Consider the following 16,866-nt stretch of genomic DNA (forward strand, 5'->3'; position numbering starts at 1 on the left):
ATTTATGTAATTCTACAGATGCTTCCGTGGTTTTTCAATTGAAAAAAAACAAACACCCTTCAGTGTTACTTCTGCGGCCTCCGTCAGGGATGCCCTATCTCAGCGGCGGAACGTATATCCTTGCCACGTCACATCCGCGTACCTGCAGCTCCTCGAGTTCCGGGAAACCGAGCTCGTCCAGATCCGGGATCATGAGCGTCTGATCGCTGCAGCTCCTGGAGAATATCCTCAACCTCTCCCCGCCGTGGCCTCCCTTTTCCATAAAGATCCCGTCAGGCCTGTGTTCGAGGGTCATCAGAGGATATGCACCCCAGCTTTTTTCCGCGGACTCGAGGCCAGGGGCGATGTCCTCCATGCCGAGTTCTTTAAGCGCTCTGACCGCAGATGAGTTGTATGCGTTCAGGCCGTAGTCCCCATACACGGTCACACCTGTGTCTCTAAACACCTGCAGCCAGCCGATGGAACCGATGCACACCCCTGTTTTTCCGCAGAGCTCCAGGATGCCGTCCAGGTGCTCCTCGATGTACTCGTTTTCCCGACCCCTGGAAACATTGGAAATATACGGGATCACCGTGATGTCTCCGGCAGTTTCACCGTGATTTCTGTAAAATTCCACAAGGGGTACCAGGCAGCGGACGGGGATCCCGTATTTATTTCCCGATGCTGTCACATGTTCTCTGCCGTCGCGGGAAAATGTCTCCCAGTCCAGGTAATAAAGTTCCAGCACCCGAGGAGTGCTTTCGTCACAGGAGAGTTCAGGCTCCCTGAGACCTGTATCCATCATCGCCGGCCTGTCCTGAATGAATGTTTCGTCCAGCCTCTCCAGTACCTCTCTTCTGAGAGCGTTGAGCCGAGACATGGGGATATCGTAGTTTTCACCGGCCAGCCAGTGGATCTTTCTGATGTTGTATGGGGTGCCTCCGGTCTTGGAAAAGGCCTTTTCACCCCTTGCCCGCAGATCCGGACCGCCTTTGCGGGAGTTTTCAAAGGGCCCGGCCTCAGCCTCCGCCTGGTTTCCCCTCTGATGCACAGCCGTCAGCTTCAGCATACCGCACTTCTCCGTCACGAACAGTTCGACGTCTGCCTTCCGCTGGAATTTTCCTTCCTCCAGAGTCTTTCCGCGGAAGCTCTCCTCAAGCTCCCTCATCTGGAGGACTGAGGATGTCCTGTACACAGGATCTCCGATCCGGATACTGTTCCTCTTGTCCTTTATATCTCCTATGCGCACCAGGTCTCCCGCCAGACGGCAGTAGCTTATGATGCCACCCGGAACGGCTCCGTTATCCACGTCTTTATTTTCTCCGTCATGAGAACTGCGAATCTCCACACCGTCTCCCGTCGTAAGAGGCCACGTCACCCGTCTGCCGCTACTGCGGCTCCCATTCTGTGCGACCACGTCCATCTCTTTTTTCAGGGAAATATCTACGAGATCTCCCTTCCCCCTGCCGGCCACATTTCCGATGAGGATTCCCTGGTTCTTGGGGATCGTGCCGGACATGAGGTCCTTTCCCGAGTCACCCCTGAGATAGGCGTCTGTGAACCTGCCCCTGTTGAAGATCTGCGACAGATCCATGCGGTCCCGCGAAGAGACCATCCCGTCCCCTCCTGCCAGCACCTGGTCGATGTACTTTCTGTACACCCTCACCACCTGAGCCACGTACTCAGGAGATTTCATGCGGCCCTCGATCTTGAAGGATGTGACGCCGGCATCGATCAGCTCCGCCATGTGGTCCACCAGGCACATATCCCTGGGGCTCAGGGGATGGCCCGGCGCGCGATCATCTCTTGTTCCATCCTCAGAAAAAGTCCGGTACCACAGTCTGCACGGCTGGGCGCAGGTCCCGCGATTGCCGCTCCTGGTGCCGAAGTATCTGCTGAGCTGGCACTGCCCCGAGTAACAGATGCACAGGGCACCGTGGACGAACACCTCTATCTCCACGTCCTGCCTGCACATCTCACGGATCTCATCAAGGGAAAGCTCCCTGGCCAGCACCACCCTGGAAAAGCCCATGTCCCCGGCAGCCCTCACGGTCCTCACGTCGGAGGCCGTGCACTGGGTGGACATGTGAAGTGTCATTCCCGGCAGGTGTTTCCTGAGGAGCCTCACCAGCCCCATGTCCTGGACGATAAGGGCGTCCACGCCCGCCTCGTACAGTTTCCCCGCATATTTCAGTGCAGGAAGAAGCTCCTCGTCCTTCAGCAAGGTGTTCATGGTCACGTGTATGTCCACATCCCTCTTGTGGGCGAAGACCGCTGCCCTCCTGATCTCGTCTATGCTGAAGTTGGACGCGTTCATCCTGGCGTTGAAAAGATCTCCTCCCAGGTACACCGCATCCGCCCCGTTCTCCACCGCGGCGATCAGCTGGGGAATGCCCCCGGCCGGTGCAAGAAGTTCCGGTTTTTTCATGAAAATTTCTCTCCTGTTATCGTGCGATCTTCCTTAAAACCGACATCTCATCTAAATGGTTTTCGCTTCCCCGGTCTTCCAGTTGGCCTGGAGCTTTTTCTGTATTGCGAGGTGTTCCTCATACGTAGAAGCGAAGTGCAGCTTTCCGTACTTGTCAGACTGGAAATAATAGTAGTCCGTGTCCTTGTGATCCAGCACCGCGTTGATGCTGTCCATGCCCGGGCAGCAGATCGGCCCGTAGGGCAGGCCCGGGTTCAGGTAGGTGTTGTACGGGGAATCGTACTGTGTGTCCTCGTATGAGATGATGGTTTTCTTGACTCCCATGGCGTACTCAACGGTGACGCAGCTCCCGAGATGTGTCCCCGGTTCTTTCAGCCGGTTCATGAAAACAGATGCTACCTTTTTCCTGTCAGAAGTCGTTGTGGCTTCGCTCTCCACCATCGATGCAAGGATCACCATCTGATCGAGGGTGAGGCCGCGGGCCTTTGCCTTCTTCCGGATCTTCGCTGTGTTCACCTTCTGGTCGAAGCGGCTCAGCATGGCGCTGATCACCACATCCGGGTCGGTGTTCTTCGGGAAGTAGTAGGTGTCCGGAAAAAGATAGCCTTCCAGGCCGCTTATCCGCGAGCTTATCGGCAGTCCCTTCAGGAACGAATAGTCGAAAGTGTGGTTCACACAGGCGTCCAGGAATGCCTCCCTGGTGCATATGCCCTTTTTCTCGAGGAGCGAGCCTATCTGCTTCGCCTGGTAGCCTTCCGGTATGGTCACCTTGACGCCCTGTGGCTCCGCCGTGGTGAGCTTTTTCACCAGGGAAAAGTAACCGGATCTGTCGATGGTGTACGTCCCGTACTTCCAGTCGCCGCCGGCGCCCGCTACCGTCGCAAAGGCCTTGAAGCACGTCTCGCTCCTTATTATCCCCTGCTCCTTCAGGCCGTGAGCCACCGCAACGGTGCCCCATCCCTTTTCCACAGTGAAATTCTCCTTCCTGATCCTCGTTCCCGCGAGCACCAGTGCCAATATGAGCACTGCGGCAACAATGATCACCACTAGTATCTTTTTGTTTAATTTCTTTCTTTCTGCTGCCTTCATTTGTGTTTCTTATACTTCCTGTTTTATCGTTTTCTGCTGTACATTGTATCACGTGAAGGGATGTTTTTTCCCGCCATATGTTGTGGTTCTCCGATGCACATCGTGCATTTCCTGTATTTCGTGCATTTTGTCTTTAGCGTGTATTTTGGTTCCTTTTTAACGATTCGGGGTGCTATAATGAGTGACGTGTGAATCAGTCCGCGGATATTTCCCCAGGCCCGGGCACCTTAAAGAGCCCGCCTGAACCTGCGCCGCGGCGACTGAATTTTTTTCCAAGTGAAAGGAGAAATTCTAAGTATGAGATATCTTATCATCAATCCGGGAGCTACTTCCACGAAGATAGCGGTATACGAGGACGACAAGGAAGTATTCCGCACAGGCATCGACCACGACGCCGCAGAGATGGACAAGTACGAGCGTATCCCTGACCAGATGCCTTTCCGCCGCGACGTCATCATGAAGACGCTAGAGGAGAACGGCTACAAGCTGGAGGACTTCGACGCCACATGCGGAAGAGGAGGAATGCTGAAGCACATCCCTTCCGGAACATATAAGGTAACTGATGCAGTTATCTACGACATCCACCACCCTGTTTTCGGGGAGCACGCCGCGAACCTGGGTTCCTACCTGGCAAAGGAGCTGGGAGACAAGGTCGGCATCCCTGCATTCTTCGTTGACCCTGTAAGCGTTGACGAGCTGGACGACGTTGCACGCTACTCCGGACTGAAGGGAATGGAGAGACAGAGCTTCTTCCACGCCCTGAACCAGAAGGCCGTTGCCCGCAAGGCGGCTCACGACATCGGCAAGCCTTACGAGGAGCTCAACCTCATCGTAGTTCACCTTGGCGGCGGAGTTTCCGTTGCGGCCCACAAGAAGGGCAAGGTCGTTGACGTGAACAACGTAAAGGACGACGGTGCGATGGGAATGGACAGAGGCGGAAGCCTGCCAGCAAACGCCCTTGTAAACATGTGCTTCTCCGGAAAGTCCAAGGAGGAAGTGAAGAGGATCATCGGTCACGAGGCCGGAGTGTTCTCCTACACAGGAACTAAGGACTTCCGTACCGTTGAGCAGAAGGCATTCGACGAGGGAGACAAGGAGTGCCTGGGCGCGTTCAGAGCCATCGCTTACCAGCTGGCTAAGGACATCGGCGCAATGGCTGCAGTTCTCCACTACGATGTAGATGCCATCGCTTACACAGGCGGAATGGCTTACAGCGAGAGATTCTGCGACGAGATCAGCTCCTATGTGAGCAAGATCGCTCCTATCATGAGATACCCTGGCGAGGAGGAGATGGCTGCACTGGCTGCAGGCGTTGACAGAGCCATGAAGAACGGAGACTACAAGATCTACGAATAAGAAGATCGCTGAGTTCGATGGGGAGACGGCAGATGCCGTCTCCTTTTTTCTTTCCCTTAAAGCACTCGCCACGACAAAAATACCGGCAGACATCTCCGATCGAAAATGTCTGCCGGTCTTCTTCATAGTTCACAGTTCAGAGGACAGCCGGTGATGCCGGTCTCTCTTCATCACTGTATTGTCTATGTTCTCTATGCTGCAGGGGATGCCTCTGTCTCGTATCCAGCATCCATCCATGCGCCGATACCGCCTGCCTGACGGTAAACCTTCTTGTATCCCTTCTTTACCAGATACTTTGCTGCATAGTGGGAACGCGGGCACTCAACGAATCCGCAGTAAACCACGATCTTCTTGTTCTTGTTCTTGCCAACTGCCTTGATCAGGTCCTTCTGCATGTCCTTGGTAACTTCCTTCTGTGTCATAGGGAATGTTACGTTGATGGCACCAGGCTCGTGCTGGCCGGCATAGAAGTCTGCAGGCATGGTGTCGATGATCACCATCTTGTCGCCGTTGTCGACCCACTTCTTCACGGTAGGTGTGGAAACAGTCTTGTACTTTCCTTCCTTGGCCTGATTCATGTAGTCGATGGTGGCCTTCTCTACCTGCAGCTCGTTTCCATCCTGGGATGACCTTGGTGCTGTGGCAGCGAATACACTGCTGAACATGCCCAGCGTGAATAGGATCGCTACAACCAGTGCGAGAATTGATGTCTTTCTCTTCATGATCGTTCTCCTTCTACTCATCAAAAGAAATCGGTAGTATTTTTGACAAGTTGATTGTAGCAACTGGCCGCTCCAACCTTCAACAGGATAGAGCAAGATCGGGAATTGCAATATTTTACTTTGCGGAATTGTATTATTGAAAGTACAAATATCTCATTTTTTCTCTTGCCAGCAGCAAGTTTATACTGCCTGCCAGGATCCGCCGAAGTGTCGGATGTTACTGTTCATCATCACTAACTTCATCATCATTGATATCCCTGTACAGCTCATTGATAGAGGCCTGGGCGTGCTCTGTGACGTGCTTGTCGACCAGGCGGTCTCTGAGATCCGCGATCGCCAGCATCTCATCGGCCACGTCCTCCAGCCGGTGCTTTTCGCCGAATACGTAGCTCATCATCCTGTCCGCCGTGAAGTCGGTGTTCATCTCGGAGCAGATCAACCTTGAGAAGTCCTCAGGATATCCCCGTTCCAGCATCAGCTCGTAAAGCTCATCGGTCCTGCTTTTCATATAGTTCCTCTTTCCGATAAAAGTCTCGCCCGGCGCATCGTCGCAAGTGTCCGCACACAAAAGGGGCGGCTCCCCGGCGGCGCCTTTCCGCCGCCGGACAGCCTGCCCCTCGACTTTTCCAGTTTACACAGCTCCTCAGGCTATGCCTGCCGGATCCTCCGGACTACTCGTCCTCGTTTTTCAGTATGGCGACCAGCTGACCGGCCTTCACCTGCTCACCGGCCTTGATATAGACCTTCTCGATCTCTCCGTCCTTAGGGGAGATCACGTTGGTCTCCATCTTCATGGCCTCGATGATCGCCACAGGCTGGCCCTTCTTCACCTTATCTCCTGCCTCTACCAGCACCTTCAGGATGTTGCCAGGGATGTTGGCTCCGATCTCGTTAGGATCGTCGTCGCTGGCAAAGTGGATGGTGGACCCGGACATCACGGACTTCACCAGGGCCTGCTTGTCCTTCACGCTTATGACTCTTCTGTTGCCGTTCACGCTGAAGGTCAGGTCTCTGTTTCCTGCCTCGTCAGGCTCGCTGATGTCGACGAGGGATACCACAGTGGTCTTTCCAGGCTTCAGGGTGATCTCGGCGGTCTGTCCTACGGAGATGCCGTGGAAGAACACGTCGCTGCCCATTCTTCTGAAGTTGCCCTTCTCTCTGATGCCCTTTACGTAATCCTCGAACACCTTCGGGTAGATGGCGTAGCTGACCTGCTCCTGCTCTGTGCCCTCCAGGCCCAGCTCTTCAACGAGGTACTTCTTGATGGCGTCATAGTCGTCAGGCGGCACGATCTCTCCAGGTCTGCAGGTGATAGGCTTCTTGCCCTTCAGCACCACCTTCTGGAGGTCCTTCGGGAACCCACCTTCAGGCTGTCCGATCATTCCCTCGAAGTATGAAACTGTGGAATCCGGGAAGTCGAAGTCCTTTCCCTTTTCCACGATGTTCTCCGGAGTCAGCCCGTTCTGTACCATGAATATCGCCAGGTCTCCGACCACCTTTGATGAAGGAGTCACCTTGATGATGTCGCCCAGCATCTGGTTGACCTTGACGTACATCTCCTTGACCTCGTCGAACTTGTGTCCGATGCCGAAGCTCTCCACCTGAGGCTTCAGGTTGGAGTACTGTCCGCCAGGGATCTCCAGCTTGTAGATCTCCGCGGATGTGGACTTCAGGTCCGACTCGAACTGGCTGTAAACAGGGCGTACGTCCGTCCAGTAGTCGGATATCTTCTGAAGTCCGTCCTCGTCCATGCCGGTATCTCTGTCGCTGTTTTTGAGAGCAGCCACGATGGAGTTGAGGGCAGGCTGGGATGTGAGTCCGGACATGCTGTTGAATGCGGCATCCGCAATGTCCACGCCCGCCTGTGCGGCCATGAGCACCGTCGCCACACCGTTTCCGGACGTGTCGTGGGTGTGGAGATGGATAGGAACTGCGACCTCGTTCTTCAGTGCCTTAATCAGCTTGTACGCCGCCATAGGCTTCAGAAGGCCTGACATGTCCTTGATGCCAATGATGTGAGTTCCCTCTCTCTCCAGCTCCTTGGCCATCTTCACGTAGTAGTTCAGATTGTATTTCTCCCTGGTCTCATCCAGGATATCGCCGGTGTAGCACATGCAGGCCTCGGCGATCATTCCCTGGTTCAGGGTCTCGTCAAGAGCGATCTCCATGCCCTTCACCCAGTTCAGGGAATCGAAGATCCTGAACACGTCAACGCCGGCCTTCGCGGACTCCTTCACGAACTTTCTGATGGTGTTGTCCGGGTAGTTCTTGTAACCGACGGCATTGGCTCCCCTTATGAGCATCTGGAACAGGACATTCGGGATCTTTTCTCTCAAAGTCTCGAGCCTCTCCCAAGGATCCTCTCCCAGGAACCTGTAGGCTACGTCGAAGGTAGCGCCTCCCCACATCTCGAAGGAGAAAAAGTCGTTTCCATAGTAGGCCATGGCCGGAGCGATCTTCTCCATGTCCTTCGTCCTGACTCTGGTAGCCAGGAGAGACTGGTGGGCATCACGGAGAGATGTGTCTGTGAGCAGCAGTTTTTTCTGGCTCAGCGCCCAGTCAGCGACCGCCTTCGGGCCCTTTTCGTCGAAAAGCTGCTTTGTTCCTCTCATGGTGCCGATGGCGGACTCGTCTATCTTTGGAACGACAGGGACGTTGAAGTCTTTTATCTCTCCCTTCGTTTCGTTTACTATCTTGTTGCCCAGGAAGTCCAGCAGCTGCAGCTCTCTGTTTGCCACCTTCCTGATGTTCAGCAGGTCAGGGTTGTCTGCGATGAATCCGGTGTTGCACTGTCCTACCCTGAAAAGCGGGTGGTTCAGCACATTGAGGAGGAAGCCGATGTTTGTCTTCACGCCTTCGACCTTCATCTCTCTCAGCGCCCTCATCGCCTTGTTGATGGTGTCATCAAAGGTACGGGCGTATGCGCACACCTTCACCAGCAGACTGTCGTAGTACGGTGAGATAACTGATCCCGTGAACCCGTTTCCGCCGTCCAGCCTGATGCCGAATCCACCGGCACTCCTGTACATGGAGATCGTACCGGTGTCAGGAGCGAAGTTGTTCGCCGGGTCCTCGGTCGTGACACGACACTGTATGGCATATCCGTTCAGTGTGATGTCGCTCTGCTTCTTTATGCCGATCTTGTCGGAATCGAGAGCATAGCCCTCTGCGATCAGGATGGTGTCCTGAACTATATCGATACCCGTCACCAGCTCCGTAACAGTATGTTCCACCTGAACACGGGTGTTCATCTCGATGAAGTAGTGGTTTCCTTCCTTGTCCAGCAGGAACTCTACCGTACCGGCGCTCCTGTAGTTCACCGCTCTGGCTATCTTGAGGGCATCCTGGCAGATGGCCTCTCTCTGCTCGTCAGTGATGCAGAGGGCAGGTGTGAACTCGATGACCTTCTGGTGTCTCCTCTGAACGGAACAGTCCCTGTCAAAGAGATGTACAACGTTGCCGTACTTGTCTCCCAGCACCTGGACCTCTATGTGCTTAGGCTCCTCCAGGTACTTCTCTATGAAGATGGAGTCGTTGCCGAAAGCCTTGGCTGCCTCGCTCCTGGCGCTCCTGAACTGTGGAAGCAGCTCATCCTCGCTTCTGACGATGCGCATGCCCCTTCCGCCGCCGCCGGCCGCAGCCTTCAGCATCACAGGATATCCCGCTTTTCTGGCGAACTCAACGGCCTCGTCCTCCGTGCGAATAGGAGCGTCGACACCTGGAATGGTAGGAACTCCCACGCTCTCTGCCACCAGCTTGGACTGTATCTTGTCGCCCAGGCTGTTCATCATCTGGTGTGTAGGCCCGATGAACTCTATCCCCGCATTCTCGCAGGCTTCCGCAAAAGCAGGGTTCTCAGACAGGAAACCGTATCCCGGGTGTATGGCGTCGGCACCCTTTGCCTTGGCCAGCTCTATTATCCCCGGAATGTCCAGGTACGCATCTATCGGGTTCTTGCCCTTCCCGATCTCGTAGGCCTCGTTGGCCTTCGTGCGGAAAAGAGCATTTTTGTCTTCCTCGGAGTAGATGGCGATAGTGCGTATCCCCAGCTCCCTGCAGGCTCTGATGATCCTGATGGCGATCTCGCCCCTGTTTGCTATCAGAACCTTTTTAAAAGTTTTGATTCTTCCCATTAGTTTCACCCCATAACCAAAAATTTTTGCTGTTCTATTATTTCACAATTCTTGTTCTTAGTAAACAAAGAATCGCCTGGGATTTAAATGTTATCTCCAATTTACGAACAATGTCTATCTGCCGGCCCTGCGCCTCTCCAGCTCGTGGAGGAGCTTTTTCCTGAGCCTGATGTCGTCTGGTGTGACCTCCACCAGCTCATCGTCGTTGATGAACTCAAGGGCCTCCTCAAGGGAGAACACCCTCGGCGGCGTGAGCTTGATGGTATCGTCGCTTCCTGCGGCTCTCATATTACTGACTCTCTTCGCCTTGCACGGATTGACCACCATGTCGTCTCCCCTGGAGTTCATTCCCACGATCATACCTTCGTAGACCTTCGTTCCAGGCTCCACGAACATCTGGACCCTCTCCTGGATGTTGAAGATGGCATATGGGGTACATACACCCTCCTCCTGGGCGATGGCAACTCCGTTGGTCCTCTGCGGGATCTCACCCTTCCACTCCTCGAATCCTTCGAAGCGGCGAACCATTGTGCCCTCACCGTGGGTGTCGTTGATGAACTCCGTCCTGTAGCCCATCAGGCCTCTGGTAGGAGCGATGTATTCGATCCTGGTATATCCGTTACTCTCGCTCATCATCTGGCGCATCATGCCCTTCCTCATGTTGAGCTTGGAGATGACCGAACCTGAGTACTCGTCCGGAACGCTGATAACGACCTCTTCCACAGGCTCCAGCTTCTTTCCGTTCTCGTCTCTCTTTATGACCACCTCAGGCTTGGACACGGCCAGCTCGTAGCCTTCACGCCTCATGTTCTCGATGAGGATGGAAAGGTGCAGCTCTCCTCTTCCGCTGACCTTGAAGCAGTCGGTGGAGTCGGTAGGCTCTACGATGAGTCCCACGTTGACCTCCAGCTCCTTCTCCAGACGCTCCTTGATATGGCGGCTGGTCACGTATTTCCCGACTCTCCCTGCGAACGGGGAACCGTTTACCATGAAGTTCATGGAAAGAGTAGGCTCTTCGATGTGGATCTCACCCAGGGACTCCGGGTGGTCAGGCGCACAGATGGTCTCACCTATTGAGATGTCCGGGATGCCGGATACCACGACGATATCTCCGCACTCGGCCTCGCTCACAGGCATCCTCTGGAGTCCTCTGTAGACGAAGACCTGGTTGATCTTGTTCTTCGAAATGGATCCGTCGGCCTTGCAAACGGAGACCTGCTGAGCCTCCTTGATGGTTCCTCTGGTGACCCTTCCTATGCCCAGCCTTCCGATATAGTCATCATACGCCAGGGAGCAGATCTGGAGCTGCAAAGGTTCATCTCTCAGGTCAGGATACGGGTCGCAGTGTTCTACTATGGTCTCGAGGAGCGGCTCTATGTTCAGATCCCCGTAACCCTTCGGGCTCTTCTTGATCTTCTTTTCACCGGAATCCACGATGACATCGGCGGCCTCTTCAGGCTCTCTCACAGCGATGCCCTGACGAGCGATTCCGTAAAGGATAGGGAAGTCGAGCTGTTCGTCGTTGGCCTCCAGGTCCATGAAGAGCTCGTACACCTCGTCTACGACCTCGTCTATGCGGGCATCCTTCTTGTCGATCTTGTTTATGAAAAGGATCGGATTCAGGCCCTGCTCCAGAGACTTGTTCAGCACGAAGCGTGTCTGAGGCATCGGACCCTCGCTGGAATCCACCAGCAGGATGACCGTGTCCACGGTCTTCATGATGCGCTCCACCTCGGAGCTGAAATCCGCGTGGCCAGGGGTGTCCACGATGTTGATCTTGTAGTCCTTGTACATGATGGAGCAGTTCTTGGAATAAATCGTGATCCCGCGCTCCCTCTCTATGGCGTCGCTGTCCATCACGCAGTCCACCACCTGCTCGTTCTCCCTGAACACATGGGACTGTGCCAGGAGAGCGTCCACCAGCGTGGATTTTCCCGCGTCGACGTGGGCGATCACCGCAATGTTGATTATCTTCTGCTTTTCGCTCATCAAACCTCTTCCTCTCTGTCTGTTCTTCTGACTTTTGTCTTGTGTCTTTTCCTCTGCTGTCTCCAGCTGTTTTATATGTTTACCGCCAGATGGCGGATCGCTATCTGAACCGTATCCGTCTTTCCCTGTTCACCATGCCGTCGTACTCGCTGACTATGGTCCTGGCAAAGGAGATGAGGGAAAAGGCGAATGATACCGTGCCCTTGTTCATCATCTTGTCCGTCTGGGCGTGGCCCGAAAGATCGAAGCTGTACCAGCTTGGCGGTTTGATGTCCATGTACTGGAACTTCTTCGCCCACTTCTCCATCATGGAAAACTGGAACGCATAAGGCAGTATCTTGTAGTAGTAATACGGATCCTCCCTCAGGATGTGTGATATCTCCTTCTCGCTGGCGGTGTTTATAAACCTCCTCAGGCCGTCGACCTTGCTGTTCATCGCCGCATTGCCCCTGGCCCTTGCAGACATCAGCACGGTGAGCCACAGGCAGACGAATGACATGGCCATAATTAGCAGCGGGATGAGCGGAGAGTTCAGGTCCTGCCACAGCATATACGCACTGTAGGCAGCGACTCCTGCAAAGCACGCCACGGATACGCCCATCCTTATCCTGTACCACAGGGTCTCCAGTTCTTTCCTGTTGTCGTAAGAATTGCAGACCATGTAGATCGCAGCAATCGACAAAATCGCTACCACGAGAGGAGCGACGAAACGATTATCAGTGTACGCATAGAGAGTCGACAGGATGACGACGGAACCCGAGCCCAGTCCCAGCATGATCATGGAAATGATCCTGAATACTCTTGAGAGCGTTGTCCGGGACTTCATGTCCTTGCTGGTGTACCCGCTTTCTATATCGATGCGGATCTCACTGAAAGCCGCGCTGAGCCGCGATCCAAGGTCTTCCATCTCGACTGCCCTGCCCTCGTACACGTCTCTGAAGATGATGTCGAAGGCGCTTCGAACGTACTTTTCCTCGTGTACCGAAGGCTCCTTGAGCTTGTATATCCTGTACTGCTTAGGGGCGTATTCCTGTATCCTGATGTACCCTCGTATCCCCATGTATATAAGCAGTGTCACCACGTCTCTGGTCTTGAACCTGCCGTTGTCCAGATAGTTCACTTCCATAGGCATCATGCCCTTAGGCGGATATGCGTATCTGCTCTTCTTCATCCTCGGGTCTCTGCCTCCAATGAGCCACAGCAGCAATGTCATGAGCAGGATGACCGCAAACACCAGGGCCGAAAGGTTTGCCACCCATCCGTAGTCCAGCGCTCCCTTCCAGTATCCGTTCGGCAGCTGGGCCTTCAGCGTTATGCCGAAGTTCGCCGGCACCTTCTGTGCCGTGATGGTCACGGTGTGATCCTGGACCTGGAAGCTGGCCTTGTTGGTGGTGTCCTGCGTGCCGAACTGTCCGGCGAACATCTGCAGATCCTTTTCAGGGAAGTCAGACGGCAGGTTTACCCTGATGTTCACCTGGGAGATAGGGACCTTCCAGGCAGACGACAGGGCATCGAAGTACAGCCGGTCGTAGCTGCTGTTGTAATCCTTGAAATAAGCCACCTTGTACCTGAGGTCTATCACGTAGTCCTTACCGGCGGCCGACTTCGGGATGGTGACCCTCACCGCAAAGTCGTTGTCCTCGGACGTGACTGTGGACTCGCTTCCCTTTACGCGGATATCCGTCACCCTGTAGCTTCCCTTTGCAACATACACTGTTATCGCGGTGGTGTCCTCCGGGACATTTACGGTCAGCTTCTGGGTCACGTCCAGGCTGTGATCCTTGTGCACATCCGCAGTATAATCGTAGTTCTTGAGCTCATAGCCCTGCTGCGCTCCGAATGCCCCCGCCGTGCCCAGGCACAGGAAAAGAGCCAGAAGCACTGCAGTGAGCAGGACCGACCTGCCCGTCCTTCTGTTTGTCGAATCTGATGTCATTTTTCCAAAAAAAACCGAACTTCGCATATAAGCTAGTCCCCCAAAGTAAAGCATCTTATTGATTATACATCAACAGCGATCTAAAAATAAAGCAGGCGGCGTTTCTGTTTTCTGTACAGGCGTCCACGCGACCTCACATGTCCTTTTTCCCCGGGCCTCTCCGCAGACATCCGTCCGCTTTTCCAAGCCCTTCAAATACAGCCTGTCCGCCTTGAAAAAGGCTACTCTGTATTATAGAATAAATCCAGTTTACATATGTGTGACATTTGCGAAAAGACAACTGATCAAAGGTATCAATAGGGGAAAAGCTATGAAAAGAATGGATTATATTTCCTGGGACGAATACTTCATGGGCGTTGCTCTTCTGGCTGCAAAGAGGAGCAAGGATCCGAGCACCCAGGTCGGCGCATGCATAGTTGACGACCACAACGTCATCCTGTCCACCGGATACAACGGATTTCCAGTGGGCTGCTCCGATGACGAGTTTTCCTGGTCCAGGATCGGCGAGGACACGAAGTACGCCTACGTGGTCCACGCTGAGCTGAACGCCATTCTGAACTCCGGCGGAAAGTCCCTCCGCGGGGCGAAGCTCTACGTTGTGCTGTTCCCGTGCAACGAGTGCGCCAAGGCCATCATCCAGTCAGGTATCAAGGAAGTAATATACCTTGATGATAAATATTCCCACGAGAAGGCTACTCTCGCATCCAAGAGGATGCTTTCGACCGCAGGCGTGAAGACCCGCCGCCTCATCCCGAGGGATGACAGCATCACCCTGAATTTTGAGAGAGAGTAGAGAAAAGGATTGGAGGAAGAAAAATGGATCTTTTGATCGTGGCACCAAAGGGCAAGATGGGCCGTCTCATCACTCAGGTGGCTTCTGAAAAGGAAGACATCCGCATCGTAGGAGGGCTTGGGCCAGCGGGAAGAGACTACATAGGAAAAGACATAGGCGCCGTTGCCGGGATCGGTAAGGAAGTCGGAGCACCCGTGTTCGACGACATCGAAAAGTGCATCGACCTCTGCGACGTGATCATCGACTTCTCCATGGTGGATGTCTCCATGGAGGTCCTCAGGGCGGCAAGAGCGCACAGAAAGGCACTGGTCTGCGGCACGACCGGCTTCAGTGACGAGCAGGCAGCCGAATTCCAGGCCGCGGCGGCCGACATCCCGGTGATGAAGGCGGGAAACACCTCCAAGATCGTAAATCTCCTGTACAAGCTGGTGGAAATGACAGCCAGGACCATCGGTGACGAGACTGACATAGAGATCCTCGACCTCCACGACCGCAACAAGCTGGATTCCCCGAGCGGCACCGCCAAGGAGATCGGCGAGGTCATCGGTGAGGCCATGGGAAAAGATGTTTTCGCTGACGCGGAGTACGGGCGTCAGGGCCGTTGCCCAAGGAAGGACGGCAACATCGCCTTCCACTCCATCAGGGGCGGAGACATCCCGACTACACATACAGTGTTCTTCATCGGCACAGGAGAGCGCCTGGAGCTGACCCACAGAGCGGACAACTGGAAGTGCTTTGCCGTGGGTGCCGTGGACGCAGCCAGATTCCTTCTCACGAAGGAGCCTGGAAGTTACTCCATGGCGGACTGCCTGGGATTCTAGGAGTCGATATTTGAATAAAAATGCTGGTACACATGGGCTGATCGCATATGTCCATGTATACCAGCATTTTTGATTTTAATATTTTTCTCCGCTCTCATTCTCCGCGGCATCAGACTTCTCATTATAGCCGGTCATCTTCGCGAAAAAGCTGATGCTTTTCCCCGTCCCGATGAACACGGCGGTCATGAGTCCCGTCATAAGGCCCATCATCAGCTTGTGGTCACTGCGGATACAGCCCCAGATCAGGACGGCCTCACAGATGGCAGCTGCGACTATGAATATCACCAGCGCTATCCTGGCGCTTTTTGCGCCTCCCCTGCCGCTGTCCCTCATGTAACGGGGTTCTTTTTTCTTCTTGCTGGATCCTCTGCTCACGGCCTAGTGCTCCTGAAATAATATCTGCTGCTTTTCCACGATCGGGACCTCGATGAGGTCACTGCCGGTCACGTCGTAGTCGCTCATCCTCACGCCCGTGATCTGGTTGTTGTCATAGGTGGTTTAATAGTAGATCATGTCGTCCATGTTGATGCAGCAGGAGTAGATGGTGTACTCAAAGGCTCCAGGGGCTACCTGGCAGCAGCCCTTCTGCTGCTCGACGGAATGGAGGATGTGGAAGAACTGCCCGACCGCATCGTTTTCGTCGTCAAATTTCGGGGAGTTCAGCTTGGTAAATGTGCACTTAACGAATCTCTCCTCAGAGGACATTCCTCCAGGCATTCCGTCCGTGCCCATTCCCCTGCTGTACTTGTCCAGAGAATATCCGTTGCCGAAGGTGTCCTCCGGATCTGCGGCAGACAGCTTGCGGTAGTTGTTCAGGTTGAAAAGCTGCTTGTCGAACGTAGGGTTGTTGGTCATGACACCTACAGGGTTTTCGTAGACCTTCAGTCCGTCCTTCACGGATTCGAGAACGATGGAGTCACGCCCATCCGACACCATCCAGTGCAGTGTGGATGATGGCATCTCAGGGCTGAAATCGATGTCTGCAACGTTCATCTTCTTCACCAGGGCCTTCACCTCATCCATGGTGGAGCAGTTGCAGAGGATCCACGGCACCACTTCGAAGGAAGCGATATTATCCTTTCCCTCCTTGCACTCGTGATAGTATGCGTTGCCAGGAAAGTTCAGGCCTGCCGCACCGATGCCCTTGTCATTAGCCCCCTCGAAATAAAGAGGGAATCCGTCCATAACGATGGCCATGCCCATGATAGCCGGATGTTTCTCTATCGTCCCCATCTTCCTGAAACGGAATGGATAGCCGGAAGGCGTGATGACAGGATGCTGACCGTAGGCGATCTCAAGGTCGAGGTTACGTCCGAAATAGTTCTTTCCGCTGAAAAAATCGATCGCAGTACACATTTTTCTTGCCCTTTCTTTCAACTTCTTCTGCCGCCGGGGATGCCGCAGGCGTGCGGAGGCCCGGCATTTACCTTTTATATTATTATGCACCTCGTCTTTGTAGATTGTATAAAATCCCGCGACCGATCTGCGATTTGTTTCCGCGGGCATCTATTCTGTTGCGCCGGCGGGACATCAAAATATATAATATTCACGCGGTCAGGGGACATTTCATTTCATGACAGACTCATGCATTGCCGCTGCCTGCCGCAGAACAAAGAAAGA

The 16,866-nt window shown here is 54.1% G+C and carries 12 protein-coding genes; 3 read left to right on the forward strand and 9 right to left on the reverse strand.

The annotated features are described in order from the left end of the window. Positions 1-94: 94 nt before the first annotated feature. Both BQ7382_RS05700 and mltG read right to left on the reverse strand, forming a co-directional pair. Positions 95-2,407 (reverse strand): peptidase U32 family protein, encoded by a 2,313-nt coding sequence (locus BQ7382_RS05700; RefSeq protein ID WP_077391134.1) that lies wholly within the window; start codon positions 2,405-2,407, stop codon positions 95-97. 51 nt (positions 2,408-2,458) lie between these two features. Then, complete coding sequence (gene mltG, locus BQ7382_RS05705) at positions 2,459-3,496, reverse strand: endolytic transglycosylase MltG (RefSeq protein ID WP_077391135.1); 1,038 nt, start codon at positions 3,494-3,496, stop codon at positions 2,459-2,461. A gap of 297 nt (positions 3,497-3,793) precedes the next feature. Between mltG and buk the strand changes: the two genes are divergently transcribed. Continuing rightward, complete coding sequence (gene buk / locus BQ7382_RS05710) at positions 3,794-4,852, forward strand: butyrate kinase (RefSeq protein WP_077391136.1); 1,059 nt, start codon at positions 3,794-3,796, stop codon at positions 4,850-4,852. A 191-nt stretch (positions 4,853-5,043) separates the two neighbouring features. Here buk and BQ7382_RS05715 read toward each other — a convergent pair whose 3' ends face one another. The 5 genes from BQ7382_RS05715 to BQ7382_RS05735 form a co-directional block, all read right to left on the reverse strand. Beyond that, the gene (locus BQ7382_RS05715) at positions 5,044-5,574 is read right to left on the reverse strand and encodes a rhodanese-like domain-containing protein (RefSeq protein WP_159437238.1); all 531 of its coding nucleotides are present in this window, start codon (positions 5,572-5,574) and stop codon (positions 5,044-5,046) included. Positions 5,575-5,791: 217 nt separating this feature from the next. Further along, a complete protein-coding gene (locus BQ7382_RS05720) occupies positions 5,792-6,082 on the reverse strand; it encodes a hypothetical protein (protein ID WP_077391138.1) in 291 nt (96 codons plus the stop codon). Positions 6,083-6,245: 163 nt separating this feature from the next. Continuing rightward, positions 6,246-9,707, reverse strand: a complete 3,462-nt coding sequence (locus BQ7382_RS05725; protein ID WP_077391139.1) for a pyruvate carboxylase — start codon at positions 9,705-9,707, stop codon at positions 6,246-6,248. Positions 9,708-9,821: 114 nt separating this feature from the next. After that, positions 9,822-11,696 carry a translational GTPase TypA gene (gene typA / locus BQ7382_RS05730; protein ID WP_077391140.1) on the reverse strand — a complete coding sequence of 625 codons (1,875 nt, stop codon included), beginning with the start codon at positions 11,694-11,696 and terminating at the stop codon, positions 9,822-9,824. Between the two features lie 100 nt (positions 11,697-11,796). After that, positions 11,797-13,632, reverse strand: a complete 1,836-nt coding sequence (locus tag BQ7382_RS05735; RefSeq protein WP_159437239.1) for a DUF2207 family protein — start codon at positions 13,630-13,632, stop codon at positions 11,797-11,799. Positions 13,633-13,942: 310 nt separating this feature from the next. On the opposite strand from BQ7382_RS05735, the gene BQ7382_RS05740 reads away from it, so the two are divergent. Both BQ7382_RS05740 and dapB read left to right on the forward strand, forming a co-directional pair. Then, positions 13,943-14,425: a deoxycytidylate deaminase gene (locus BQ7382_RS05740; protein WP_077391142.1), complete on the forward strand. Its 483-nt coding sequence runs from the start codon at positions 13,943-13,945 to the stop codon at positions 14,423-14,425. Positions 14,426-14,448: 23 nt separating this feature from the next. Further along, positions 14,449-15,246, forward strand: coding sequence for a 4-hydroxy-tetrahydrodipicolinate reductase (dapB, locus tag BQ7382_RS05745; protein WP_077391143.1), 798 nt, complete (start codon positions 14,449-14,451; stop codon positions 15,244-15,246). A gap of 75 nt (positions 15,247-15,321) precedes the next feature. On the opposite strand, the gene BQ7382_RS05750 is transcribed toward dapB, so the two are convergent. Then, the gene (locus BQ7382_RS05750) at positions 15,322-15,621 is read right to left on the reverse strand and encodes a hypothetical protein (protein ID WP_077391144.1); all 300 of its coding nucleotides are present in this window, start codon (positions 15,619-15,621) and stop codon (positions 15,322-15,324) included. Positions 15,622-15,744: 123 nt separating this feature from the next. Further along, a complete protein-coding gene (gene bsh, locus BQ7382_RS05755; RefSeq protein ID WP_328587314.1) occupies positions 15,745-16,623 on the reverse strand; it encodes a choloylglycine hydrolase in 879 nt (292 codons plus the stop codon). Positions 16,624-16,866: the final 243 nt, after the last annotated feature.

Origin of the sequence: Mobilibacterium timonense, from assembly GCF_900155555.1 — a bacterium.
Lineage (GTDB): Bacteria > Bacillota > Clostridia > Peptostreptococcales > Anaerovoracaceae > Allobaileyella > Allobaileyella timonense.